Below are 24318 nucleotides of genomic sequence, written 5' to 3'. Positions count from 1 at the left end.
TCTTGACGTGGGATGGGTGCCGGAGTAGGACGGTAGCAGTACGATACAGTCCAGTCCAGTGGGGAGACGTGGTATGGCCCGATTCCGCGAAAGGCGGCTTGCGTCCGCCGTCATGGCGACAACGGCGCTGCTGACGGTGGCGGGCCTGCTCGCCGGCTGCAATGAAACGCAGTCCGCTTCGACCCCGGCGGAAGGAGAGGCGCGGCCGGTCCGCGTCGCCACCGTGGCACTGGAACCGCTGGTCGACAGCGTGCGCTATCCGGCGGTGATCCGCCCGCGGGTGGAGGCCGATGTCGGCTTCCGCGTCGGCGGCAAGGTGACCGCCCGGCTGGTGGAGGTCGGGACCCGCATCGAACCCGGCATGCCGCTCGCCCGCCTGGATCCGACCGACCTGCAGCTGCAGATTCGCGCCGCCCAGGCGCAGCTCGCCTCCGCCCAGGCCGACGCGGCCAACGCCCGCAGCGATTTCCAGCGCTACGCCAGCCTGCGCCAGGGCGAATGGACGACGCGCCAGGAATACGACCGCCGCAAGACCACGCTGGACAAGGCCGACTCCAAGGTGCGGGAGCAGGAGGCGCAGCTGCGCGTCCTCAACAACTCCGCCCAATATGCCACGCTGGTGGCGGACGAGGCCGGCATCGTCACCGCGACGCTGATCGAGCCGGGACAGGTGGTGGCAGCCGGCCAGACCGCCCTGCGCGTCGCCCGGCTGGGCGCGATGGAAGCGGTGGCGAACATCCCCGAACAGAGCGTCGCCACCCTGCCCCGCCAGAAGCTGTCGGTCGAGCTGTGGTCCCATTCCGGCCAGAGCATCGCCGGCACCCTGCGTGAGGTCTCGCCCAGCGCCGACGCCGCGACCCGCACCTTCCAGGCGAAGATCGCGCTGATCGATGCGCCACCGACGGTTCAGCTCGGCATGACCGCCACGGTCACCGCCGCCGCCGACCATGGCGCCCCGGTCGCCCGCCTGCCGCTCAGCGCGCTGACCCAGCGCGAGCAAACGCCGGCGGTCTGGGTGCTTTCGGCGCCGGACGACCGGCTGGAGCTTCGCCCGGTCACCGTCGCGGCCTATGCCGGCGACCTCGCCCTGATCGGCGGTGGGCTGAAGGACGGCGAGCGCGTCGTCACCGCCGGTGTGCACAAGCTCGACGCCGGCCAGAAGGTCCGCGTCTGGACGGAGCCGGCACGATGAACCACTCCCGGATGAACCTATCGGCCTGGGCGCTGGCTCACCGCACGCTGGTGCTGTTCATGATGCTCGCCAGCGTGCTGGCCGGTGCTCTCGCCTACAAAACCTTGGGCCGGGCGGAAGACCCGTCCTTCACCTTCAAGGTGATGGTGGTCCGCACCCAATGGCCGGGCGCCACCGCGCGCGAGGTCGAACAGTTCGTCACCGACCGCATCGAGAAGAAGTTGGAGGAGGTGCCCTATTACGACGTCGCCCGCAGCTATTCCAAGCCCGGCGAGTCGGTGGTCTTCGTCCAGCTGAAGGACTACACCCCGCCGAAGATGGTGCCGGACCTGTGGTATCAGGTGCGCAAGAAGATCGGCGACATCCGCTACACCCTGCCCGACGGGGTGGTCGGCCCCTTCTTCAACGACGAGTTCGGCGACGTCTATTCCGCCATCTATGCCTTCATGGGCGATGACTTCACCCCGGCCCAGCTGAAGAAGGTGGCCGAGCAGGCGCGCGCCCGCCTGTTGAAGCTGCCGGGCGTCGAGAAGATCGACCTGATCGCCCCGCAGGAGGAGCGCGTCTATGTCGAGATCTCCAGCCAGCGGCTCGCCAGCTTCGGCTTGCCGGTGGAATCGGTGATCCAGGCCCTGCAGCGCGAGAACGCCATCGCCGCGTCGGGCGACGTCGATACCGGATCGCAGCGGGTCTATGTCCGCCTCGACCTCGGGCTCGACACCGCCGCCGCGGTGCGCGCGATCCCGGTGGAAAGCGGCGGCCGGCTGCTGACCATCGGCGACGTGGCGGAGGTCAAGCGCGGCTATGTCGAGCCGCGGCGCTACACCCTGCGCTACAACGGTCGCGACGCCATCGGCATCGGCGTGGTGATGGCAAAGGGCGGCAACGTCCTGAAGCTGGGCGAACAGCTGGAATCCGCGATGGAGAAGATCCGCGCCGAACTGCCGGCGGGGCTGGAGGTGGCGCAGGTCGCCGACCAGCCGAAGGTGGTGGAGCATTCGGTCGGCGAGTTCATGGAATCGCTGGCCGAAGCGCTGGGCATCGTCATCCTGGTCAGCCTCGTCAGCCTGGGCTGGCGCACCGGCATCGTCGTGGCGCTGGCGGTGCCGCTGGTGCTGGCGATGACGCTGGTGGCGATGCAGCTTCTGCACATCGATCTGCAGCGCATCTCGCTGGGTGCCCTCATCATCGCGCTCGGCCTGCTGGTCGACGACGCCATCATCGCGGTGGAGATGATGGTGGTGAAAATGGAACAGGGGTGGGACCGGCTGAAGGCCGGCGCCTTCGCCTACACCTCGACCGCCTTCCCGATGCTGAGCGGCACCGTCGTCACCGCCGCCGGCTTCGTGCCCGTCGGATTCGCGGCGTCGGCCGCCGGCGAATACACCAACTCGATCTTCTGGGTGGTGGCGCTGTCGCTGCTGCTGTCCTGGGTGGTGGCGGTGATCTTCACCCCCTATCTCGGCTGGCTGCTGCTGCCCAAGCCCAAGCATGTGGTGCCGGACGGGCATGAACTGGACATCTACGACACCCGCGCCTACCGCATCCTGCGCGGCATGATCGAGGCGTGCGTGCGGGCGCGCTGGATCACCATCGGCGTGACGGTGGCTGCCTTCGTCACCGCGCTGATCGGCTTCAGCCATGTCCAGCAGCAGTTCTTCCCGTCGGCCAGCCGGCCGGAACTGCTGATCGACATCCGTCTCGCCGAAGGTTCCTCCTTCGAGGCGACCGCCGCCGAGGTGAAGCGGATGGAGGCGGTGCTGGCCAAGGACCCGGACGTGGATTACTGGGTCGCCTACACCGGCGGCGGCTCGCCGCGCTTCTACCTGCCGCTCGACCAGCAGTTGGAGACCGCCAACTTCGCCCAGTTCATGGTGATGACCAAGGGGTTGGAGGAGCGCGAACATTTCATGCAGCGGCTGGAGCCGACGCTGGAGGCCGACTACCCCGCCGCCCGCGTCCGCATCAGCCGGCTGGAGAACGGGCCGCCGGTCGGCTATCCGGTGCAGTTCCGCGTCACCGGCGAGGACCCGGCGACCATCCGTAAGATCGCCTATCAGGTGCGCGACACCATGCGCGGCCATCCCAACACCGCCAACGTCCATCTGGATTGGGACGAGCTGTCGAAGCGCGTCCGGCTGGAGGTGGACACCGCCAAGGCGCGCGCGCTGGGCGTGTCGAAGCAGGACCTGTCCAACGCCCTGCAACTGCTGCTGAACGGCATGTCCGTCACCCAGTACCGCGAGGGCACGGAGCTAATCGGCGTCCTGCTGCGCACCACGCCGGAAGAGCGGATGGATCTGTCGCGCTTGGGCGAGCTGAACATCCGCACCAGCCGCGGCACCACCGTACCGCTCAGCCAGGTCGCCAGCGTCCGCTACGAGCTTGAGGAGCCTGTGCTGTGGCGCCGGGCGCGTGAGACGACGATGACGGTCAAGGGCGACGTCACCGGCGGCCTGCAGGCTCCGGTTGTCAGCACCCAGCTGAACGCCCAGTTGAACGCGCTGCGCACCACCCTTCCCGACGGCTACGCCATCACCATGGGCGGCGCCATCGAGGAGAGCGCCAAGGGCCAGGATTCGATCAACGCCATGATGCCGGTGATGCTGCTGATCATGGTCACCACGCTGATGCTGCAGTTGCAGAGCTTCTCGCGCGTGTTCATGGTGCTGCTGACGGCGCCGCTGGGTCTGATCGGCGTCACCGCCTCACTTCTGCTGTTCAACCTGCCCTTCGGCTTCGTCGCCATGCTGGGCGTCATCGCGCTGGCCGGCATCATCATGCGCAACTCGGTCATCCTGGTCGATCAGATCGAACAGGACATCCGCAGCGGCCGGTCACGCTGGGACAGCATCGTCGAGGCGACGGTCCGCCGTGCCCGCCCGATCGCGCTCACCGCCGCCGCCGCCATCCTGGCCATGATCCCGCTGACCCAGAGCGTCTTCTGGGGTCCGATGGCGGTCGCCATCATGGGCGGTCTGGCCGGCGCCACCGTGCTGACGATCTTCTTCCTGCCGGCGCTCTACGCGGCATGGTTCCGCGTCCCCCGGCCGGAGACGGAGGAGGTGGAGGACGACGGGATGAACGGCGCGCTGCCGAGGCCGGCGCTGGGGGATTGATGCCCTACTCTTTCGCTCAAGCTTGACCACGGTCAAGGGGCGCACGCACGAGCCGTGACAGGGTAGCGCCACAATCGATCTCCCGATTGCATCATCATTGCTGATGATCCTCTTTCGTACTGTACCTTCGCGCCCGGCGGCATCTGCCCCGGGCGCATTTTTTTGGCAAAGTTCCGTGTCAATCCGCCCGCCGCCCCGCCGCTGCCAGCGTCAGCCGGCCGACGCTCGGCCCCTCCCGTAGAAGGCGCCGGCCGCCCACCTCGATCCGGCGATAGGCCGGGCCGGCCATCAGCAGGCAGGCCGTCACCATCGCCACCAGCAGCGCCATCGACCAACCGCCCGGCAGCGCCTTGCGGTCGTAGATGCCGAGCCCCAGCCCCAGCACCCTTGTGGTGGCATATTCGACGAAGCCGTGGATCAGGTAGAGCGAATAGGACACGTCGCCCAACCACACCAATGGCCGGACATTCAAGGCAGCCGCGGCCCGGCCCCGATTGGCGACCGCCGCCAGGATCAGCAGGGCGAACAGCGGCACCGCCAGCAGGTCCGGACCGCCGGCGTGCAGAAGCAGCAGGATCGCCAGAACGACGCCGGCCATCGTCAGGTCGCTGGACAGCAGCGAAGCGGCAAGCCCGCTGCGGAAGGCGCTGTAGAGCAGCGTGCCCAGCAGGAACTCCGGCAGGCAGCGCAGCAGGGTCTGCGGCCCGTCCCACTGGTTCAGATTGTCCTGCGTCGCCCAGGCCAGCAGGCAGAGCGTCGCCAGCGCACCGGCCGCCATCAGCGCCTGCGTCCGCCCGCCGGCCCGCCAGACCAAGGGCAGCGCGAAGGGGAAGACCAGATAGGCCATGAACTCCAGGCTGATCGACCAGGCCGGGTAATTCCAGCTCAGCATGCTGGCATACAGGCCCTGGAGCATGAACAGGTTGGCGACCAGCGCGCCGACCGATTCCGCCCCTTTCAGCGGGATCGCCGGGAAGCTGCCGGTGGCGGCATATTCCACCGTGCGGACGGCCAGCGCCGTCGCCACGAACAGCAGCAGGACCGCGAGATGCAGCGGGTAAAGCCGGGCGACGCGCGCCCTGAGGAAGCTCCAGTATTTGTCGCCGACCGACCGGCTGAAGGTGTCGTGATAGACATGCGTCAGCACGAAGCCGCTGAGCATGAAGAACAGGTCGACGGCCAGATAGCCCTTCTGCACCAGATGCGTGTAGCTGTCGGGATGCAGGTTGGGGAAATACTGGAAACTGTAATGGTACAGCACCACCCACAAGGCCGCGATGCCGCGCAACGGGGTCAGGGAATGGAGGTGGCCGGGGTTGGTCTGCGTTCTCATGGCGCAGGCTCCGGCCGCTCAGACCGATGGTACCTGCCCCGATGGAATTTGCCTGCGCGCAGCCATCGGCTGCCCCGCCTTGAAGCCCGCACCCGTGTTCCAGCCGAGACCCTTCGAAACCACTTCACCCTCCAGCCGTTACGCCGCGCGCACCCGTCCGATTGCGGACGGAAAGGCGGCCCCATCGCGGGTTAACGGTAGAAGGTGACGATTGGTTTCGTTGCGGGCTGTTACAGAATTGGGACCGTCACAGGAAGAAGACCAGCGTGGTCAGGCCCAGCAGCGGCACCAGGATTCCGCAGGACCAGGCCATATAGCCGAAGAAGCTGGGCATGGCGACGCCCCGCTCCTCCGCGATCGCCTTGACCATGAAGTTGGGGGCGTTGCCGATATAGCTGTTGGCACCCATGAACACCGCGCCGGCGGAAATGGCGGTCAGCGTCAGCGACAGGTCGCTCATCAGCATCTTGGCATCGCCGCCGGCGGTGTTGAAGAAGATCAGGTAGGTGGGGGCGTTGTCGAGGAAGCTGGACAGGATGCCGGTCGCCCAGAAATAGGCGGCGGGGTTGGGCTTCCCACCCTCGTTCACCGCGGAGATGATGGCGCCCAGCGCGCCGTCGGTGCCGGCCTTCAGGATGGCGATGGCCGGGATGATGGTCAGGAAGATGGCGGCGAACAGCTTTGCCACCTCCAGGATCGGGCCCCAGCTGAAACCGTTCAGGCGGCGGCTCTGCTTGCTGGTCAGGGTCAGCGACAGGCCTGTGATGCCCAGCAGCAGCAGGTTGGATACGATGGTCTCCAGCGACACCGTCACATGGTACAGCGTGACGCCCACGCCGGGATGCCAGACGCCGCTCAGCAGCACCGCACCGATGATGGCGACCAGCAGCAGCAGGTTGACGCTGCCCTCTATGCGGATCGGCTCGCGTTCGTGAACGCCCTCGATCAGCGGGTGCTTGCCGGGGTCGCGGGTGTGCAGGACGAGGTCCAGCACGAAATAGATCACCAGAAGCAGGCCCGACAGAAAGGCCATCGGCCCGATCAGATGGACCGTCGGCCAGAAGAAATCGACGCCCTTCAGGAAGCCGAGGAACAGCGGCGGGTCGCCCAGCGGGGTCAGCGATCCGCCGACATTCGACACCAGGAAGATGAAGAAGACGACGGTGTGGACCTTGTGGCGCCGGTGTTCGTTGGCGCGCAGCAGCGGGCGGATCAGCAGCATGGAGGCGCCGGTGGTACCCATCAGGCTCGCCAGCACCGTTCCCAGTGCCAGCCCGACCGTGTTGGCCGCCGGCGTTCCCACCAGCGATCCGGTCAGCCGCACCCCGCCCGCCACCGTGAACAGCGCGGTCAGCAGCACGATGAAGGGGATGTATTCCAGCAAGACCGTGTGCAGCAGCTCGTAGGTCGCGAGGTCGACCCCGAAGGTCGCGGCGAAGGGCACCAGGAAGGCCAGCGCCCAGATGGCCGAGATCTTGCCGAAATGATGGTGCCAGACCATCGGCGCCAGCAGCGGGAACAGCGCGATCGACAGCAGGATCCCGGCGAAGGGCACCACCCAGGCGGCACTCAGCAGCCGTCCGTCCAGATGCGGCACGCCGCCATGGGCAACCTCCGCCGCCACCTCCGCCGCTTGAACCCCATGTGTGCCCAGCAGCACGCCGCCGACGGCGAGCGCCGCGCCGAGGACGGCCGGAAGGAGGGATGAACGGCGTTGGTGCGTGGGGGAATTGATCATCGGTCCGGATGGTAGGCTGACGAAAGGAACGGGAGTATGCGGATTGAGGCAGCGTAAGCCAAGCCGGAAGGGGCTCCGGCCGCACGAACTTTCGTAGGCGGGGGGCGGGCACGGCCTATGGGCAGGCCCGCATCGCCACCGGTTGATCCTTCACCCCGGTCCAGCCCGACAGCGGCCGGCAGTCCGCCCCGGCGCACAGCCGGTGCTCCCCGGTAAAGCCCGACGCCGCCAGCGTGACGCCGTCCTGCGGCGGCAGATCGGGCGCCCACGCCATCCAGCCGTCGGCGGTCAGCCGGGCGTCGGGGCCGGGCTCCATCCCGGCGCCGGTGCCGCGGATGCGGGCCTCGGTCGGGCGCAGCCGGCCGGCTTCGACCGTCCAGCTCTCCTGCCACTCCGTCTTCTCGATGGAGTGGGTCCAGGACAGGGTGAACTGAGTCCCCGGCAGCGACGCCAGCAGCGCGCCGCCGAGGGTGAACAGGCAGAGACCGGCCACGGACTACGAGACGGCGGCTGCGGTCGGCATGCTGCGGCGCCGGTGCTGCCACAGCAGGAACATGCCGGTCATGACGAAGGCGGCCTCGTCCGTCAGCGGCAAGGCCACCACGAACAGGAAGGCTGTCAAAGCGGCATAGGCCCGGGCGACCAGCGGCAGCGATGTCCAGAAAAAGCCGATGGTTGCGGCTCCCCACAGGGCGATGGCGAGGCAGGCCTTGACGAACACATAGGCCACCGCCAGCCAGTCCCCGGTCTGCAGAACCAGAGCCGGGTCGTAGACCGCCATGAAGGGAACGACATAGCCCGCCATCGCCACCCGCGTCGCGATCCAGCCGATCTTCATGTGATCGGCCTTGCAGATCGACGAGGCCGCCAGGGCCGCCAGGGCCACCGGCGGGGTCAGGTCGGCCATGATGCCGAAATAAAAGACGAACATGTGGCTGACCATCAGCGGCACGCCCATGGTGAGCAGAGCCGGCGCGGCGATCGACGCGGTGATGATGTAGTTGGCGGTGGTCGGCAGGCCGGTTCCCAGAACGATGCAGGCGATCATGGTCAGCACCAGCGCCGCCAGCAAGTTGCCGCCCGACCAGTCGACGATGGTGGAGGCGAAGCTGGAGGCGAGGCCGGTCAGCGTCATCATGCCGATCAGCACACCGACGAGCGCACAGGCGACGCCGACCCCGACGGCGTTCTTGGCGCCATCGGCAATGCTGTTCACCACCAGCGTGAGCGTCTCCCTGCCGCCCTTGAACATCAGGCACGGGATGATGAGCAGCACGACCATGGTGAATGCCAGATGCTCGGTCCGAAAACCAAGCTTCCACAGGCCGGCCGCCACCAGCCCGACCGCTACCCAGAAGGCCACCCGCAGGGCCATCGGACCGATTTTGCCGACGATGGCCGTGCCCAGGATCAACGCCGCCGTGGCCGCAATGCCGATCACGCCGGCAAACAGGGGGGTGAAACCCGAAAACAGCAGATAGACCAGTGCCGCCAACGGCATGATCAGGTACCAGCCCTCCACCACGGCACGAAGCGCGCTCGGGCACTGGTCCTTCGGCAGGCCGACGAAGTTGCGCATGCCCGCCTCCAGATGGACCATCCAGAAGGCGCTGCCGAAATAGAGGATCGCGGGAATCGCCGCGGCTATAGCCACCTCGCTGTAAGGCACGCCGATGGTTTCCGCCATGATGAAGGCCGCGGCCCCCATCACCGGCGGCATCAGCTGCCCGCCCATGCTGGCAGTGGCCTCCACCGCGCCGGCGAAGGCCGGGCGATAGCCGAACCGCATCATCAGCGGAATGGTGAACTGCCCGGTGGTCAGCACATTGGCGACGCCCGACCCGTTGATGGTGCCCATCAGGCCGGAGGAGATCACCGCCACCTTCGCCGGCCCACCCTTGGCATGACCGACGAGGCCGAGCGACACGTCGTTGAACAGCTTGATCATGCCGGCGCGCTCCAGGAAGGCGCCGAACAGGATGAACAGGAAGATGTAGCTGGCCGACACGAAGGTCGGCGTGCCGTAAATCCCTTCGGTCGACAGATACAGGTTGTCGATCACCTGATCGATGTCATAGCCGCGGTGGGCAAGCCCGAAGGGAAGATGCCGACCGAACAGGGCGTAAGGAATGAAGACGCCGCACATGATCGGCAACGCCAACCCCATGATGCGCCGCGCCGCTTCGAACACCAGCGCCACCGCGATGGTGCCGACGATCAGGTCGGTGGTGTTGGGGTCCCCCGCCCGCTGGATCAGGTCGACCTCGAACACATAATGGTAGAGGCCGACGCCGAAGGCGGTCAGGCCCAGCAGCCAGTCGTACCAGGGAACCCGCCTGCGTTCCGCCGTCTGGCGAAAGCCGAACAGGGTGAAGGTCATCAGCAGCAGGAATCCGACATGGACCGCCCGCACCACCATGGTGGACACGGGATTGAACGCGGCGGTCCAGATCTGGAAGGCGGAAAAGGCGACGGCGATGGCGAAGACCGCCCGCCCGTCGAACCCTTCGAAAGCGGCGACCGTGGACGGATTTTCCCGGTCGATGGCTTGGCGGATTTCGGAATCCGCCTGCTTCTTCTGTGCGCTCACTACGGCTTCTCCGCCAATTCTTTTTTATCAGGCCCGTCCCTTACATCAGCCCCTTTTCCTTGTAGTACTTGACGGCGCCGGGGTGGAACGGCACCGGCGACTGGGTGGCCGACTTGTCGAGCTTGATCTGCTTGGCGGCGACATGGGCGGCGGCCAGCGCGTCCAGATTCTCGAACAGCGTCTTGGTCATCGCATAGGCGGCGTCGTCCGACACCCCGGAATGGCTGACCAGCAGGTTGCGGACCGCGGCGGTCGGCACCGCGGCGTCCTGGCCGGGATAGGTGCCGGCCGGGATCGTCTCGGTGATGTAGGCGGCGTCGCCGACCTTCTGCACCACGTCCGCCGGGATGCTGACGACGGTGATCTCCTGGGACGACGACAGATCCTTGATCGCCGCCACGCCGAGACCGGCGGAGATCAGCGTCGCGTCCAACTGGCGGTTCTTGATGAGATCGACCGACTCGCCGAAGGGCAGATATTCGGTCTTGGCGAAATCCTTGTAGGCCAGACCGGCGGCGTTGAAGATGGCGCGCGCGTTCAGCTCCGTCCCCGACTTCGGCGCGCCGACCGACACCCGCTTGCCTTTGAGGTCGGCCAGCGTCTTGATGCCCGATTCCTTGGCAGCGACAACCTGGATGTAGTTGGGATAGATGGCGGCGATGGTGCGCAGCTTGTCCAGCTTCTGCTTGAAGCCGACCTCCTCGTTGCCCTTCCAGGCGTCGCTCAGCGAATCGCCCAGCGTGAAGCCGATCTCGCCGCGGCCGGCCTGCAGCAGGTTCAGGTTCTCCACCGACGCCTTGGTCGCCTGCGCCGTCACCTTGGCCCCCGGCAGCGCCTTGCCGTACACGTTCGACAGCGCCACGCCCAGCGGATAATAGACCCCGCTGGTGCCGCCGGTCAGAACGGTGATGAAGGTCTCCGCCTTGGCCGGCAGGGCGGCCAGGCCAAGGCTGACGCCAAGGCCGGCGGCCGTGCACAGGGCCAGAAGGTGACGCTTCACGGATGGGCGATTCATAGCGGCTCTCCCCATTATCGTTGCTGCACCCGGATCGTTGCCGGGCGGATTCCTTTGCCTGCCCATAAGCCATGGGCAGCCCCAACCCACTGTAACGCGCCACAAAATTACGCGCCAGTACGTACAATCCGACATATCGACCATTCACATGCCATTCTTTCGGCCAAGGCATGCACAGGCTCCTTGACCTCGACGGCCAGACACCCCCTATCCTTGTGGCGGAAGACCGCCGGCCGAAGCGGACACCGGTATAGCCCTTGGGCCTGCCCCCGGCCGGCGGCGCGTCGAAAGACAGTGAAAAGTCCCAACTGCACGCCAAACGACTGCAAGCCAGACTTCAGCCAGCGGGAGGAAAACCGATGTCCTGTACCGTTTCGATGACCGTCAATGGCAAGACGGTCTCGCGCGAGGTGGAGGAGCGCACCCTGCTCGTCGCCTTCCTGCGCGAGCATCTCGGCCTGACGGGCACCCATGTCGGCTGCGACACCAGCCAGTGCGGCGCCTGCGTCGTCCTTGTCGACGGCCGGTCGGTGAAGTCCTGCACCGCGCTGGCCGTCCAGGCCGACGGGGCGGCGGTGACGACGATCGAAGGGCTGGCGGCGGCCGACGGCACGCTGCACCCGATGCAGGCCGCCTTCCGCGAGCATCACGGCCTGCAGTGCGGCTTCTGCACGCCGGGCATGGTGATGAGCGCGGTCGATCTGGTCCGCGAGAACCCGAACCCGACCGAGGCCGAGATCCGCGAGGGGCTGGAGGGCAACATCTGTCGCTGCACCGGCTATCACAACATCGTCAAGGCGGTGAAGGCGGGTGCCGAGGCGATGGCGGGGACGCAGGCAACGCCGGTGGCCGCCGAATAAGGGCAAAAAGTCCAGCAATAAGCAGGCATTTCCGCATCTTCAGCGTTCCTGTGGGAGGAAACACGAGATGGCGAACCCCAATGGCATCGGCGCCTCGGTGCGCCGGCGCGAAGACCAGCGCTTTCTGACCGGCCGCGGCAACTACACCGACGATTTCAAGCGCCCGAACATGACCCATGCGGTGCATGTGCGCTCCCCCTACGCCCATGCCCGCATCCTGGGCATCGACTTCACGGACGCTCTGGCGATACCGGGCGTGGTCGCCGTGCTGACCGGGGCCGACATGGAGGCCGACAAGGTCGGCAGCCTGCCCTGCGGCTGGCAGATCCACTCCAAGGACGGCTCGCCGATGAAGGAGCCGCCTCACTATCCGCTGGCGCGCGACCGCGTGCGCTATGTCGGCGACGCGGTGGCGGTGGTCATCGCCGAAACCCGCGAGCAGGCGCGCGACGCCGCCGAGATGGTGGTGGTCGATTACGAGGAACTGCCGGCGGTTGGGTCCTCCACCCGTGCCATCGCCGGCGGCGCTCCGCTGGTCCATGACGATGCGCCGGACAATGTCTGCTACGACTGGCATCTGGGCGACCAGGCGGCGGTGGACGCGGCCTTCGCCAATGCCGCCCATGTCGCCAAGATCGATCTGGTCAACCAGCGGCTGGTCCCGAACGCCATGGAGCCGCGGGCGGCGATGGGCGAATACGACCAGTCGACCGGCGAATACACGCTGACCACCACCAGCCAGAATCCGCACGTCACCCGCCTGCTGATGGGCGCCTTCGTGCTGGGCATTCCGGAGCACAAGCTGCGCGTGGTAGCGCCCGACGTCGGCGGCGGATTCGGGTCGAAGATCTTCCATTACGGCGAGGAGGCCGTCGTCACCTGGGCGGCGCGCAAGGTCGGCCGGCCGGTGAAATGGACCGCCGACCGCTCCGAAAGCTTCCTGACCGACGCCCATGGCCGCGACCATGTCAGCCATGCCGAACTGGCGATGGATGCCGACGGCAATTTCCTGGCGCTGCGCGTCTCGACTCTGGCCAATCTCGGCGCCTATCTGTCGACCTTCGCGCCGTCGATCCCGACCTACCTCTACGCCACCCTGCTGGCCGGCCAGTACAAGACCCCGGCGATCTATGCCGAGGTCAAGGCTGTCTTCACCAACACCGCCCCCGTCGACGCCTATCGCGGCGCCGGCCGGCCGGAGGCCTGCTATCTGATCGAACGGCTGGTGGATGTCGCCGCCGGCGTGATGGGCATGGACAAGACCGAGATCCGCCGCCGCAACTTCGTGCCGAAGGAGGCGATGCCCTACCAGACGCCGGTAGCATTGCAATACGACACCGGCGATTTCGCCAAGAACCTGGACATCGCCCTGCCGCTGGTCGACTACCCCGGCTTCCAGCAGCGCCGGGCCGAATCGAAGGCGCGGGGCAAGCTGCGCGGCATCGGTTTCGCCACCTACATCGAAGCCTGCGGCATCGCCCCCAGCAATGTCGCCGGTGCGCTCGGCGCTCGCGCAGGACTTTATGAATGCGCGGAAGTCCGTTTCCATCCAACGGGTTCGGTGACGGTCTTCACCGGCTCTCACAGCCACGGCCAGGGCCATGAGACCACCTTCGCCCAGATCGTGGCGGAGCGGTTCGGCATCCCGATCGAGAATGTCGAGATCGTCCACGGCGACACCAACAAGATCCCCTTCGGCATGGGCACCTACGGCTCGCGTTCCCTCGCGGTCGGCGGTTCGGCCCTGGTGAAGGCCATGGACAAGGTGGAGCGCAAGGCGAAGAAGATCGCCGCCCACATGCTGGAGGCCGCCGAGACCGACATCGAGGTGAAGGACGGCCGCTTCACCGTCGCCGGCACCGACAAGAGCCTGGGTATCGGCGAGATCGCCCTGCAAGCCTATGTCCCGCACAACTTCCCGCTGGACGAACTGGAGCCGGGACTGGACGAGCAGGCCTTCTACGATCCCAAGAACTTCACCTACCCCAACGGCTGCCATGTCTGCGAGTTGGAGATCGACCCCGACACCGGCGTCACCACCATCGTCAGCTTCGCCGCGGTGGACGATTTCGGCAACGTCATCAACCCGCTGATCGTGGAGGGGCAGGTTCACGGCGGCCTTGTCCAGGGCATCGGGCAGGCGCTGTACGAGAACTGCGTCTATGACGAGGAGTCGGGCCAGCTCGTCACCGGCTCCTACATGGACTATTGCATGCCGCGGGCGGACGACGTCCCGTCCTTCACCGTGCGCTATCACGAGGACCAGCCCTGCACCCACAACCCGCTGGGCGTGAAGGGCTGCGGCGAGGCCGGGACCATCGGCGCCGCCGCAGCCGTGATGAACGCGGTGGTGGACGCGCTGTCGGAGTACGGCGTCACCCACATGGACATGCCGGCGACGCCGGAAAAGGTCTGGCGCACCATCCGCGACGCCACGCCCGCCATTGCGGCGGAATAAGACGGCCGAAGAAGAAGGAGGCTAGAGAATGTACGCGTTCACGTACCAACGGCCGACAACGCTCGCCGATGCGGCGGCTGCCATCCAGGCGGAAGACGCCAAGCTGCTGGGCGGCGGCCAGACCCTGCTGCCGACGCTGAAGCAGCGCCTCGCCCGCCCGACCGACCTGATCGACCTCGGCGCCATTCCGGAGCTGAAGGGCATCCGCGAGGCGGATGGCGGGCTGGAGATCGGCGCCTTCACCCGCCATGCGGAGGTCGCCCACTCCGACCTCGTCAAACGGGTGATCCCGGCGCTGTCCAGCCTCGCCGAGGGCATCGGCGACCGGCAGGTCCGCAACATGGGCACGATGGGCGGTTCCATCGCCAACGCCGATCCGTCGGCCGACTATCCGTCGGCGGTGGTGGCGCTGAAAGCCACGGTCACCACCGACCGCCGCAGCATCGCCGGCGACGATTTCTTCACCGGCATGTTCGAAACCGCGCTGGAGCCGGGCGAGATCATCAAATCGGTGCGCTTCTCCCGTCCCGACAAGGCGGCCTACGCCAAGTTCCGCAACCCGGCCAGCCGCTATGCCATCGTCGGCGTCTTCGTCGCAAAGTTCGGATCGGAAGTGCGGGTGGCGGTGACCGGCGCCGCAGGCTCGGTCTTCCGCGCCGAGGCGTTCGAGACGGCACTGGTCGCCGACTTCCGAGCGGAGGCGCTGAACGGCCTGTCGGTAGGCTCCGACGGCCTGAATGCCGACATCCACGCCAGCGCCGACTACCGCGCCCACCTCGTCACCGTGATGGCGAAGCGCGCGGTCGAAGCCGCGGGCTAAGACGGTCGATACACCCTCGCCACGGCCATCTGTGTCGTGGCGAGGGTGCTTGACGCTGCGGGACAAGGGCAGTCAGACTTTCTCCATGCTGATCATCGTCCGAATAGGAAACGCCCGCGTTTACATCTATGCCGACGACCACAATCCACCGCATTTCCATATCGTCGGACCGGACTTCAACGCGCTGGTCCGGATCAATGATCTGGTCTTGCTGAAAGGCACCGCGCCGCCTGATACGATGCGTAAGGTGCTGGAATGGGCGGGAGAAAACCGGCCGTTGCTGGCATTACGCTGGATCGAGATCAATGGCGAGGAGTAAGTCGATGGACCAACCCCGCGTCGCCGCCGTCGAAGCCCTTACCGGTACGCTGTCGGTGGCCGTGACCTGGATCGACGGCACCCGGGACGTGGTCGACCTGTCCGAACCGATCCGTCGCTTCACCATGTTGCGTCCACTTGCGGATCCGGCCCTATTCGCCAAGGTGAAGGTCGCAGCCTGGGGCTGGGCCATCGGCTGGGGGGACGCGGAGGATCCGGACATCGATTATCCGGCGGATCGGCTGTGGCAGCATGCACAGGACCAACGGTGCGCCGCCGCCTGATGCCGCGCATTCATTCAATCCATCAAGGCCCTTCATGACCACCCCTCTCCCCGCCTCCGTCGACGACACTCTGGCGCTTCTCACCCGCGGTTCCTACGTCGCGGATCGCTCTCTGGCGACCGCGCTGTTCCTGGCGCTGAAGCTGAAGCGCCCGCTGTTCCTGGAGGGCGAGGCGGGCGTCGGCAAGACGGAGATCGCCAAGGTCCTGTCGGCGACGCTCGGCCGCAAGCTGCTGCGGCTGCAATGCTATGAGGGGCTGGACGCCTCGTCCGCCGTCTATGAGTGGAACTACGCCCGCCAGATGATGGAAATCCGGTTGGCCGAGGCGTCGGGCGGGCAGGACCGCGAATCCTTGGCCTCCGACCTGTTTTCCGAACGCTTCCTGGTCAAGCGGCCTCTGCTCCAGGCGCTGGAACCGGACCTCGCCGGGCCGCCGGTGCTGCTGATCGACGAACTGGACCGCACCGACGAGCCGTTCGAGGCCTATCTGCTGGAGATCCTGTCGGATTATCAGGTTTCGATCCCGGAATTCGGCACCGTCCATGCGCCGGAGCCACCCATCGTCATCCTCACCTCCAACCGCACGCGCGAAATTCACGACGCCCTGAAACGGCGTTGCTTCTATCATTGGGTCGATTACCCCAGCGCAGCGCGGGAGCGGGAGATCGTCACGGTCAAGGCGCCGCAGGCCGATGCAAGGCTGGCCGCCCAGGTGGTCGGCTTCGTCCAGAACTTGCGCGGCCTGGACCTCTACAAGGCGCCGGGCGTGGCGGAGACGCTGGATTGGGCACAGGCCCTGGTGGAGTTGAACCAGTTGGAGCTGGAACCCTCCGTCATCAACGACACGCTGGGCACGCTGCTGAAATACCAGGACGACATCGCCCGCATCCAGGGCAGCGAGGCGGCGCGCATCCTGACCCAGGTCAAGACCGAGCTGGCCGCCACCACCGCGCGCTGAGGCCGCCATGACGGACGACGCGCCGGCCGGCCGCCTCACCCTCAACCTGATGCATTTCGCCCGCGTGCTGCGCGCCGCCGGCCTGCCGGTCGGGCCGGGCAAGCTGTTGCAGGCGGTCGAGGCGGTGGAGGCGGTCGGCCTGTCCAACCGCACCGACTTCTATTGGGCGCTGCACGCCGTCTTCGTGAACCGCCACGACCAGAGCGAGCTGTTCAACCAGGCCTTCCACGTCTTCTGGCGCAATCCCGACATCCTGAAGAAGATGATGTCGCTGATGCTGCCGAAGGTGCGGACGGAGGCCCCGCCCGACCAGCCGGAAATGGCACAACGCCTCGCCGAGGCCCTGCACGGCAGCGGTGCCGAACGGGAGGAACCGGAAAAGACCGAGATCGAGATCGATGCCTCTTTCACCGTGTCCGCCACCGAACGCCTGCAGGACAAGGATTTCGAGAAGATGACGGGGGAGGAGATGGCGCAGGCCAAACGCCTGCTGACCCGTCTCGCCTTGCCGCTGGCGGAGGTCACGACGCGGCGTTACCGGTCCGACCCGATGGGGCCGCGCGTCGATCCGCGCGCCACATTGCGGCGGATGCTGCGCACCGGCGGCAACCTGTCGGACCTTGCCCGCAAGCGCCGCCGCACCCGGCCGCCGCCGCTGGTGGTGCTGTGCGACATCTCCGGTTCGATGACCCGCTATTCGCGGATGCTGCTGCATTTCATGCATGCGGTGACCAACGACCGCGACCGGGTTTACAGCTTCGTCTTCGGGACGCGGCTGACCAACATCACCCGCCATCTGCGGCACAAGGACGTGGACGTGGCGCTGGACGCCGTGTCGGGGGCGGTCGCCGACTGGTCGGGCGGCACCCGGATCGGCACCGCGCTGCACGCCTTCAACCGGACCTGGGCGAGGCGGGTGCTGGGCCAGGGCGCGGTCGTGCTTCTCATTACCGACGGGCTGGACAGGGATGCAGGGGAAGGGCTTGCGGCAGAGGCCGATCGGTTGCACAAAAGCTGTCGGCGGCTCGTCTGGCTGAATCCTTTGTTGCGCTGGGAAGGCTTCGCGCCGAAATCCTCGGGCATCCGGGCGCTGCTGCCGCATGTGGACGATTTTCTTGCGGCCCACAGCCTGAACAGCCTCGCGGATCTGGCCGGTGTCCTGTCGGCCGACCATCCACGTCGTAGCCCGGGCTTGCGCCGTTGGTTGAAGGAGGCGGCGGGATGAACGACACCCTGATGGCGGACAACATCGTGGAGCAAGCGGCCGCATGGCGGGCCGCCGGCCGCAGGGTGGCCCTGGCGACCGTCGTGGCGACCTGGGGCTCCTCGCCCCGGCCGGTCGGCAGCCAGATGGCGGTCGACGACCGCGGGTCGATGGCCGGCTCCGTGTCCGGCGGCTGCATCGAAAGCGCCGTGGCGCACGAGGCCGCCAAGTCGATGGAGGACGGCGAACCGCGCCTGCTGTCCTTCGGCATCACCAACGAAATGGCCTGGGAAGTCGGGCTGGCCTGCGGCGGACAGGTACAGGTCTATGTCGAGGCCGTGGAATGAAACGCGATATTCTGGACCGGCTGCTCGCGGCAAAGGCCGCGGCGATCCCGGCCGCCCTGGTGACCGATCTCAACACCGGCCTCCAGACCCTGGTTTACGAGGACACCGTCCATGGCGGCTTCGGGCTTGAGCCCGACCTGCTGGACGAGGTGCGCCGGCGCATCCGCCAGGACCGTTCCGGCCTGCTGGTCGATCCGCAGGACGAGGACGGCTTCCGCCTGTTCGTGCATGTCCACAATCCGGCGATGCGGCTGCTGATCGTCGGCGCCGTGCACATCGCCCAGGCGCTGGCCCCGGTGGCCGCCCTGACCGGCTATGACGTGACGGTGATCGACCCGCGCGGCGCCTTCGCGACCGAGGCACGCTTCCCCGGCGTCAAGCTGAACCATCTGTGGCCGGACGAGGCGCTGGCGGAGTTGAAGCCCGACGCCCGCACCGCCGTGGTCACCCTGACCCACGACCCCAAGCTGGACGACCCGGCGCTGGTGGTGGCGCTGCGCTCTCCCGCCTTCTATGTCGGCGCGCTGGGCAGCAAGCGCACCCACGCCCTGCGCCTGGATCGCCTGCGCGACGAGGGACTGAGCGAAGCCGAGGTGAAGTGCATCCGCGGCCCGGTAGGGCTGTCGATCGGCGCCGTCACTCCGGCGGAGATCGCGGTCTCGATCATGGGACAGATCACCTGCGTGCGGCGGGGCGAGAACCATCCCTGCTGAGTGGTCGCTCGACTGCCCCCACCTAGCTTCCCCCGCTGGGCGGGGGAGGGCTGGGGTGGGGGCATCGCCAGCCAATACCCACCCACCCCCAATCCCCACCCCACTCCTTCCGCCCATTGCCCGGCTCCGGCCCGCTCGCCATATCCGGGGGCATACATCGTCCGTGCCCATCCGGAGCCACCCATGTTCTTCGGCCCGCTTCCCCTGTCCGATGCCGAGGGCGTGATCCTCGCCCATTCTCTGCGCCTGGGTTCCATCGCCTTCAAGAAAGGCCGCCGGCTTTCGGCCGAAGACGTTACCGCGTTGCGCGAGGCCGGCATCTCGGACGTGATCGCCGCCAAGCTGTCCGACAGCGACATCGCCGAGGACGCCGCCGCTACCCGCATCGCTGCCGCCGTGGCGGGCGGCTCCGTCCAGATCGCCGCGGCCTTCACCGGGCGCGTCAACCTGTTCGCCGAAGCGCATGGGCTTCTGCGCCTCGACCCCGCCCGCATCGACGTCATCAATGAAATTGACGAGAGCGTCACCATCGCCACCCTGCCCGACTTCGCTCCCGTCGCGCCCGGTCAGATGCTGGCCACCGTCAAGATCATCCCCTTCGCCGCCCCCGCCGCCGCGGTGGGGCGGGCGGAACAAATCGCTGCCGACGGGCCGCCACCGCTGGCCGTCCTGCCCTATCGCCCGCTGTCGGTGGCGCTGATCCAGACGCGGCTGCCGGGGGTGAAGGACAGCGTGCTCGACAAGACCGTTACCGTGACGCGGGAGCGGGTCGAGTCGCTCGGCGGCACGCTGATCCATGAATCGCGCTGCAACCATGACGAGGCAGCCCTGGCGGCTGAAATCGCAGAGGCGCCGCCGGCCGACCTGCTGCTGATCGCCGGCGCGTCGGCCATCACCGACCGCCGCGACGTGCTGCCCGCCGCCATCGAGCGGGCCGGCGGCGTGGTGGAGCATTTCGGCATGCCGGTCGATCCCGGCAACCTGCTGCTGCTGGCCCGTCGCCAGGGCAAGCCGGTGCTGGGACTGCCGGGTTGTGCGCGCTCGCCCAAGCTCAACGGCTTCGACTGGGTGCTGCAGCGCATCGCCGCCGGCATTCCGCCGAGCCGGGCGGAGGTGATGCGGATGGGCGTCGGCGGACTGCTCGCCGAGATTCCGACACGCCCCCTGCCACGGGCGGGTGTCTCGACCGAGACGCCCCGCGCGCCGCGCGTCACCGCCCTGGTGCTGGCCGCCGGCCGCTCCAGCCGCATGGGGCCGACCAACAAGCTGCTGGCGGAGGTCAACGGCACGCCGCTGGTCGCCCGCGCCGTGGATGCGGCGCTGGCCTCGCAAGCGGCCAACGTCATCGTCGTCACCGGCCACCAGGGGGAAAGCGTGGCGCGGGCGCTGGCCGACCGGCCTGTCACCTTCGTCCACAATCCTGCCTTCGCCGACGGGTTGAGCAGCTCGTTGCGCGCCGGTCTCGCCGCGGTGCCCAGCGAATCCGATGCGGTGGTGGTGTGTTTGGGCGACATGCCGCGGGTGGCGTCCGCCGTGATCGACCGGCTGATCGCCGCCTACAGCCCGGTGGAGGGTCGCGCCATCTGCATCCCCACCACCCACGGCAAGCAGGGCAACCCGGTGCTGTGGGATCGCGCCTTCTTCACGGAAATGGCGGCGCTGACGGGTGACGCCGGGGCCAAGCGCCTGATCGGCCAGCATGCCGACCGGCTGTGCGAGGTGCCGGTGGACGACGCCGGCATCCTCTACGACGTCGACACCCCCGACCTGCTGGCCCGCTTCGCCGAGACGGCCACCGGCTCGATAATCAGCGCGCCAGATCCAGCCAGCGCCGGGTCATCGCGCGGGTGAAGCGCTCCGCCACCGGCAGGTGGGTGGCGATGGAGTCCTCCAGACCGTGCAGCATCTCGGCGTTGCTTTCCCGCGCCTCCTCCCGGATGCGCGACGCCCAGCCGCGCAGGATGTCGCCGGTGGCCTCCGGGTGGAACTGGAAGGCGTAGGTGGCGCGGCCAAGGCGGAAGGCCTGACGGTCGCAGGCTTCGCTGGTGGCCAGCGGCACCGCGCCGTCGGGAAACTCGAAGGTGTCGTAGTGCCACTGGGCGAGGTTCAGCTCCGGACCAAACCCTTCCAGCAGCGGATCGCCCTGCGCACCGTCGGTCAGGCTGACGCGGTGGATGCCCAGTTCCGGCGTGGTGTGGCGGTAGACCTTGGCGCCATAGGCGCGGGCCGCCAGCTGCGCCCCCAGGCAGATGCCCATCACCGGCCGGTCGGCGTCGGTGAAGTCGCGGATCGTCTCCATCACCCGGCCGAAATGCGGCCCCTTTTCGTCGTTCCAGGCATCCTGCGGGCCGCCCAGCACGACGAGACCGGCATAGCCGTCCTTGTTGGGGATCGCTTCCCCCTCGTTGGCCGCAATGGTGTGGAGGGTGGCGCCGTTGTCGGTCAGCGCGTCGCCCACCAGACCGATGGGGGCGGTGCGGCTGTTCTGAACGACCAGGATGCGCATGGGTCTGCTCGGCTCGCGTCGTTGGCAATCTTGTCATCAAGTTGTGAGACCGTCGCAGGCGGAGTTCAAGCCGCAGCCGCGCCCGATCGCATGCTCCCCGCCGCAAAGCCGCTATGCGCGGCGGGGCAAAGCTGGTCTAGAATACGCAAGTATGCCACCGGAGGTCCGCTCTCCATGCTGTTCCCTTTCCGCCTGATCGCCGCCCCACTGTTTGCCGTCATCCTGGGAGCCGCCCTGCCCAGCTGGGCGCAGAACGGCACGCTGACCTTCCTGCATGTCAACGACGTGTACGAGATCGCGCCGGTGAAAGGACAGGGCGGGTTCGGGCCGCTGATGACGCTGCTGAAACGTGAACGCGCCGCAGCCCCCGATGCGATCACAACGGTCGGCGGCGATTTCCTGTCGCCGTCGCTGCTGTCGGGCACCACGCGGGGCGAGCAGATGATCGCGCTGTTCAACGCCATCGGCGTCGATGCGGTGACCTTCGGCAATCATGAATTCGATTTCGGTCCCGACACGTTGAAACAGCGCATGGCCGAATCGAAATTCTCCTGGATCGGCAGCAATGTGCGGTCGGCCGACGGCTCCGCCTTCGCCGGCACGGTGCCGAGTTGGACCAGGACCATCGACGGCATCACCGTCGGTTTCATTGGCCTGATCACCCCCGACACCGCCCGCCTGTCCAGCGCCGGGCCGAGCCTCAGCTTCTCTCCGGTGCTGGAGACGGCGGCAGCGGCGGTGAAGGAGTTGCGGGCGAAGGGGGCCGCGGTCGTCGTAGCGCTGACCCACCTGACCATCGCGGAGGACCGCGAGTTGGCCGCCAAGGTCAAGGGCATCGACCTGATCCTGGGCGGCCACGACCACGACCCGATCAGCTTCTATGAGGGCTCTACCCTGATCCTGAAGGCCGGGCACGATGCGCAGTATCTCGGCGTCGTGAAGCTGGCGGTCGAGACCAAAGAGTCGGGCAAGGGTCCGGCGACCACCACCGTGCCGACCGAATGGCGTTTCGTCACCACCGCCGGCGTCGCTCCCGATCCGGCGGTCGAGACGGTGGTGGAGGGCTATACCAAGCGGCTCGACAGCGATCTGGCCGCGGTGATCGGCACCACGGCGACCGAACTGGACAGCCGCAAGGATGTGGTGCGAAGCCGCGAAGCCAGCATGGGCAACCTGATCGCCGACGCCCTGCGCGACGCGTTGAAGGCCGATGTCGCCATCACCAACGGCGGCGGCATCCGCGCCGACGCGCTGCACCCCGCCGGCTCCACGCTGACCCGCAAGGACATCTTCGCCGAGTTGCCCTTCGGCAATGTCGGCGTGCTGGTGGAGATGTCGGGGCAGGATCTGATCTCCACCCTCGAACACGGCGTCGGCAAGGTGGAGGAGAAGGCCGGGCGTTTCCCGCAGGTCTCCGGCCTGACAATGACCTACGACCCCAAGGCGCCGGCCGGACGGCGGGTGACCTCGGTCATGGTGGGCGGCAAGCCGCTGGACCCACAGGCGACCTACCGCGTCGCCACCAACGATTACATGCTGAAGGGCGGCGACGGCTATGCCGCCTTCCCGCGGGCCAAAGTCATCGTCGATGCCTCGGGCGCGGTGTTGCTGGCGACCATCGTGATGAATTACGTCGAAGCCAAGAAAACGGTCGCGCCCGCGGTGGACGGCCGGATCGTGGCAAAATAACGCAGCGGCCGGGACATTATAGAGCCGGGAGGCGACACTCCGTTGCGCGCGGCCGGCAGTTGCCTTTAGGGTAACCCGTCCGCTCTACATCCGCGCCGAAGGCCGCACGCATGTCCGACACCCTGACCGCCCGTTCCAACGACTTCGCCCAGACCTTCAACACCGCCCATGGCGAGGCGGGGCTGGGCCGGGTGTCGATCGCCCATATCCTGCAGCGCATCCAGTCCGACCCGAACTTCCTGTTCAGCGACGACTTCCGCAAGGGCGCCGGGCAATGCCCGTTCCATGCCGCGAAGAGCGAGGGCGCGACGGACGGAGCAGCGCCCATTCCTCAGGCCCCGATCCCCCAGGACGATGCCGACAAGGTCGCGGTCAACAGCCTGCTGGCCCTGCTGTTCAACCGCCTGCGCGACCACATCGCGGAAAAGCTGCCTTTCGATGCGGACGGCCGGCCGATGCTGCCGATCCCGCCGCGTTCGCCGCATGGGCTGGACCCGGCCGACCGTACCGCCATGGCGGCGGCGGAGCCGGACGTCTTCTGCTCCGTCCTGCGCGACGCCACCTGCCACCTGCTGGACGGTCTCATCACCGGCTGGGCCGTCGATCTGGTGCAGGAGGAGGAGTATTTCCGCTCCCAGGGCTCCGGCGAGATCTCGCTGGAGGCGGCGGCGACCTTCGTCCTGCGCACGGTGCTGGAGCATTCGCCGCTCTACCAGCGCGCCGGCTACGACATGCTTTCAATCACCAAGACCGGTAGCCACACCGCCATCCACATCTGCTGGGCGATGGTGGAGGCCGCGCCGCTGCTGGTGCCGGGACGCGACGCCGCTTTCTATGACGACCTTGTCCACCGCAGCCTGAAGCAGATCGTGCCGCTGTCGATGTCCAGCCTGGGCATGCTGGTCCATTACATGGAGGAAAGCGGAATCGAGCCGGCCGACGGGCTGGCCGTGCACCGGCTGCCCAAAGACCAGAAGGCATTCATTCTGGACGCCAACGGGCTGATCCGGCTGAACGCCGATCCCATCGTGACTTTCGCCAAGCCGGGCGAGCGCTATTACACCGGCTGCCCGGCCTTCTACACCACCAACCTCATCAAGCTGTATCTCGACATCGTCGCCGGGCTGGCGCTCGACTACGGCGTCTACGACCGCCTGCAGGAGGGCTGAGCCCG

General features: G+C 67.4%; 20 protein-coding genes. 14 read left to right on the top strand and 6 right to left on the bottom strand.

Annotated features, from left to right (window positions below):
• Positions 1-73: 73 nt before the first annotated feature.
• Together FZ938_RS28060 and FZ938_RS28055 are read left to right on the top strand one after the other, a co-directional pair.
• Positions 74-1192: an efflux RND transporter periplasmic adaptor subunit gene (locus tag FZ938_RS28060; RefSeq protein WP_149201558.1), complete on the top strand. Its 1119-nt coding sequence runs from the start codon at positions 74-76 to the stop codon at positions 1190-1192.
• On the top strand, positions 1189-4311 hold the full coding sequence (locus FZ938_RS28055; protein ID WP_149201557.1) for an efflux RND transporter permease subunit: 3123 nt from the start codon (positions 1189-1191) through the stop codon (positions 4309-4311). The genes FZ938_RS28060 and FZ938_RS28055 overlap by 4 nt, the downstream gene beginning before the upstream one ends.
• Before the next feature lie 178 nt (positions 4312-4489).
• On the opposite strand, the gene FZ938_RS28050 is transcribed toward FZ938_RS28055, so the two are convergent.
• The 5 genes from FZ938_RS28050 to FZ938_RS28030 form a co-directional block, all read right to left on the bottom strand.
• A complete protein-coding gene (locus FZ938_RS28050) occupies positions 4490-5644 on the bottom strand; it encodes an acyltransferase family protein (protein WP_149201556.1) in 1155 nt (384 codons plus the stop codon).
• A 247-nt stretch (positions 5645-5891) separates the two neighbouring features.
• Positions 5892-7382, bottom strand: a complete 1491-nt coding sequence (locus tag FZ938_RS28045; RefSeq protein WP_149201555.1) for a sodium:proton antiporter — start codon at positions 7380-7382, stop codon at positions 5892-5894.
• A 115-nt stretch (positions 7383-7497) separates the two neighbouring features.
• Positions 7498-7875, bottom strand: coding sequence for a DUF1850 domain-containing protein (locus FZ938_RS28040; RefSeq protein WP_149201554.1), 378 nt, complete (start codon positions 7873-7875; stop codon positions 7498-7500).
• A 3-nt stretch (positions 7876-7878) separates the two neighbouring features.
• Positions 7879-9972 carry a TRAP transporter permease gene (locus FZ938_RS28035; RefSeq protein ID WP_149201553.1) on the bottom strand — a complete coding sequence of 698 codons (2094 nt, stop codon included), beginning with the start codon at positions 9970-9972 and terminating at the stop codon, positions 7879-7881.
• A gap of 40 nt (positions 9973-10012) precedes the next feature.
• The gene (locus FZ938_RS28030; protein WP_149201552.1) at positions 10013-10987 is read right to left on the bottom strand and encodes a TAXI family TRAP transporter solute-binding subunit; all 975 of its coding nucleotides are present in this window, start codon (positions 10985-10987) and stop codon (positions 10013-10015) included.
• 359 nt (positions 10988-11346) lie between these two features.
• On the opposite strand from FZ938_RS28030, the gene FZ938_RS28025 reads away from it, so the two are divergent.
• The 10 genes from FZ938_RS28025 (at position 11347) to FZ938_RS27980 (ending at position 20800) form a co-directional block, all read left to right on the top strand.
• On the top strand, positions 11347-11847 hold the full coding sequence (locus FZ938_RS28025) for a (2Fe-2S)-binding protein (protein WP_149201551.1): 501 nt from the start codon (positions 11347-11349) through the stop codon (positions 11845-11847).
• Positions 11848-11914: 67 nt separating this feature from the next.
• Positions 11915-14305 carry a xanthine dehydrogenase family protein molybdopterin-binding subunit gene (locus FZ938_RS28020; RefSeq protein WP_149201550.1) on the top strand — a complete coding sequence of 797 codons (2391 nt, stop codon included), beginning with the start codon at positions 11915-11917 and terminating at the stop codon, positions 14303-14305.
• A 28-nt stretch (positions 14306-14333) separates the two neighbouring features.
• Positions 14334-15125, top strand: a complete 792-nt coding sequence (locus tag FZ938_RS28015) for an FAD binding domain-containing protein (RefSeq protein WP_149201549.1) — start codon at positions 14334-14336, stop codon at positions 15123-15125.
• 85 nt (positions 15126-15210) lie between these two features.
• Complete coding sequence (locus FZ938_RS28010; RefSeq protein ID WP_246458056.1) at positions 15211-15444, top strand: DUF4160 domain-containing protein; 234 nt, start codon at positions 15211-15213, stop codon at positions 15442-15444.
• A gap of 4 nt (positions 15445-15448) precedes the next feature.
• Complete coding sequence (locus tag FZ938_RS28005; RefSeq protein WP_149201547.1) at positions 15449-15727, top strand: DUF2442 domain-containing protein; 279 nt, start codon at positions 15449-15451, stop codon at positions 15725-15727.
• 34 nt (positions 15728-15761) lie between these two features.
• Positions 15762-16685, top strand: a complete 924-nt coding sequence (locus FZ938_RS28000; RefSeq protein WP_149201546.1) for an AAA family ATPase — start codon at positions 15762-15764, stop codon at positions 16683-16685.
• A 7-nt stretch (positions 16686-16692) separates the two neighbouring features.
• A complete protein-coding gene (locus tag FZ938_RS27995; protein ID WP_149201545.1) occupies positions 16693-17910 on the top strand; it encodes a vWA domain-containing protein in 1218 nt (405 codons plus the stop codon).
• Positions 17907-18236 carry an XdhC family protein gene (locus FZ938_RS27990; RefSeq protein ID WP_211101190.1) on the top strand — a complete coding sequence of 110 codons (330 nt, stop codon included), beginning with the start codon at positions 17907-17909 and terminating at the stop codon, positions 18234-18236. Before FZ938_RS27995 ends, FZ938_RS27990 begins: the two co-directional genes overlap by 4 nt.
• Positions 18233-18949: an XdhC family protein gene (locus FZ938_RS27985; RefSeq protein WP_149201544.1), complete on the top strand. Its 717-nt coding sequence runs from the start codon at positions 18233-18235 to the stop codon at positions 18947-18949. Before FZ938_RS27990 ends, FZ938_RS27985 begins: the two co-directional genes overlap by 4 nt.
• Positions 18950-19132: 183 nt before the next feature.
• A complete protein-coding gene (locus tag FZ938_RS27980) occupies positions 19133-20800 on the top strand; it encodes an NTP transferase domain-containing protein (RefSeq protein WP_149201543.1) in 1668 nt (555 codons plus the stop codon).
• Here the strand turns inward: FZ938_RS27980 and FZ938_RS27975 are convergent.
• Positions 20757-21455, bottom strand: a complete 699-nt coding sequence (locus FZ938_RS27975; RefSeq protein ID WP_149201542.1) for a type 1 glutamine amidotransferase — start codon at positions 21453-21455, stop codon at positions 20757-20759. The two genes, FZ938_RS27980 and FZ938_RS27975, sit on opposite strands and share 44 nt — an antisense overlap.
• Before the next feature lie 174 nt (positions 21456-21629).
• On the opposite strand from FZ938_RS27975, the gene FZ938_RS27970 reads away from it, so the two are divergent.
• Both FZ938_RS27970 and FZ938_RS27965 read left to right on the top strand, forming a co-directional pair.
• The gene (locus FZ938_RS27970; RefSeq protein WP_149201541.1) at positions 21630-23144 is read left to right on the top strand and encodes a bifunctional metallophosphatase/5'-nucleotidase; all 1515 of its coding nucleotides are present in this window, start codon (positions 21630-21632) and stop codon (positions 23142-23144) included.
• A 110-nt stretch (positions 23145-23254) separates the two neighbouring features.
• Complete coding sequence (locus FZ938_RS27965) at positions 23255-24313, top strand: hypothetical protein (protein WP_149201540.1); 1059 nt, start codon at positions 23255-23257, stop codon at positions 24311-24313.
• Positions 24314-24318 lie beyond the last annotated feature (5 nt).

It is taken from the genome of Azospirillum oryzae, from assembly GCF_008364795.1.
Taxonomy (GTDB): domain Bacteria; phylum Pseudomonadota; class Alphaproteobacteria; order Azospirillales; family Azospirillaceae; genus Azospirillum; species Azospirillum oryzae.
Note: the sequence above shows the minus strand (reverse complement) of the source record. Positions and strands in the feature narration are given on the sequence as shown.

Coding starts and splice junctions, on each gene's coding strand:
- FZ938_RS28020 (WP_149201550.1), top strand. CDS start 11,915: ATGGCGAACCCCAATGGCATCGGCGCCTCGGTGCGCCGGCGCGAAGAC.
- FZ938_RS28055 (WP_149201557.1), top strand. CDS start 1,189: ATGAACCACTCCCGGATGAACCTATCGGCCTGGGCGCTGGCTCACCGC.
- FZ938_RS27990 (WP_211101190.1), top strand. CDS start 17,907: ATGAACGACACCCTGATGGCGGACAACATCGTGGAGCAAGCGGCCGCA.
- FZ938_RS28005 (WP_149201547.1), top strand. CDS start 15,449: ATGGACCAACCCCGCGTCGCCGCCGTCGAAGCCCTTACCGGTACGCTG.
- FZ938_RS27965 (WP_149201540.1), top strand. CDS start 23,255: ATGTCCGACACCCTGACCGCCCGTTCCAACGACTTCGCCCAGACCTTC.
- FZ938_RS28060 (WP_149201558.1), top strand. CDS start 74: ATGGCCCGATTCCGCGAAAGGCGGCTTGCGTCCGCCGTCATGGCGACA.
- FZ938_RS28050 (WP_149201556.1), bottom strand. CDS start 5,644: ATGAGAACGCAGACCAACCCCGGCCACCTCCATTCCCTGACCCCGTTG.
- FZ938_RS28000 (WP_149201546.1), top strand. CDS start 15,762: ATGACCACCCCTCTCCCCGCCTCCGTCGACGACACTCTGGCGCTTCTC.
- FZ938_RS27975 (WP_149201542.1), bottom strand. CDS start 21,455: ATGCGCATCCTGGTCGTTCAGAACAGCCGCACCGCCCCCATCGGTCTG.
- FZ938_RS27980 (WP_149201543.1), top strand. CDS start 19,133: ATGTTCTTCGGCCCGCTTCCCCTGTCCGATGCCGAGGGCGTGATCCTC.
- FZ938_RS28015 (WP_149201549.1), top strand. CDS start 14,334: ATGTACGCGTTCACGTACCAACGGCCGACAACGCTCGCCGATGCGGCG.
- FZ938_RS28025 (WP_149201551.1), top strand. CDS start 11,347: ATGTCCTGTACCGTTTCGATGACCGTCAATGGCAAGACGGTCTCGCGC.
- FZ938_RS28030 (WP_149201552.1), bottom strand. CDS start 10,987: ATGAATCGCCCATCCGTGAAGCGTCACCTTCTGGCCCTGTGCACGGCC.
- FZ938_RS28045 (WP_149201555.1), bottom strand. CDS start 7,382: ATGATCAATTCCCCCACGCACCAACGCCGTTCATCCCTCCTTCCGGCC.
- FZ938_RS28010 (WP_246458056.1), top strand. CDS start 15,211: ATGCTGATCATCGTCCGAATAGGAAACGCCCGCGTTTACATCTATGCC.
- FZ938_RS27995 (WP_149201545.1), top strand. CDS start 16,693: ATGACGGACGACGCGCCGGCCGGCCGCCTCACCCTCAACCTGATGCAT.
- FZ938_RS27970 (WP_149201541.1), top strand. CDS start 21,630: ATGCTGTTCCCTTTCCGCCTGATCGCCGCCCCACTGTTTGCCGTCATC.
- FZ938_RS27985 (WP_149201544.1), top strand. CDS start 18,233: ATGAAACGCGATATTCTGGACCGGCTGCTCGCGGCAAAGGCCGCGGCG.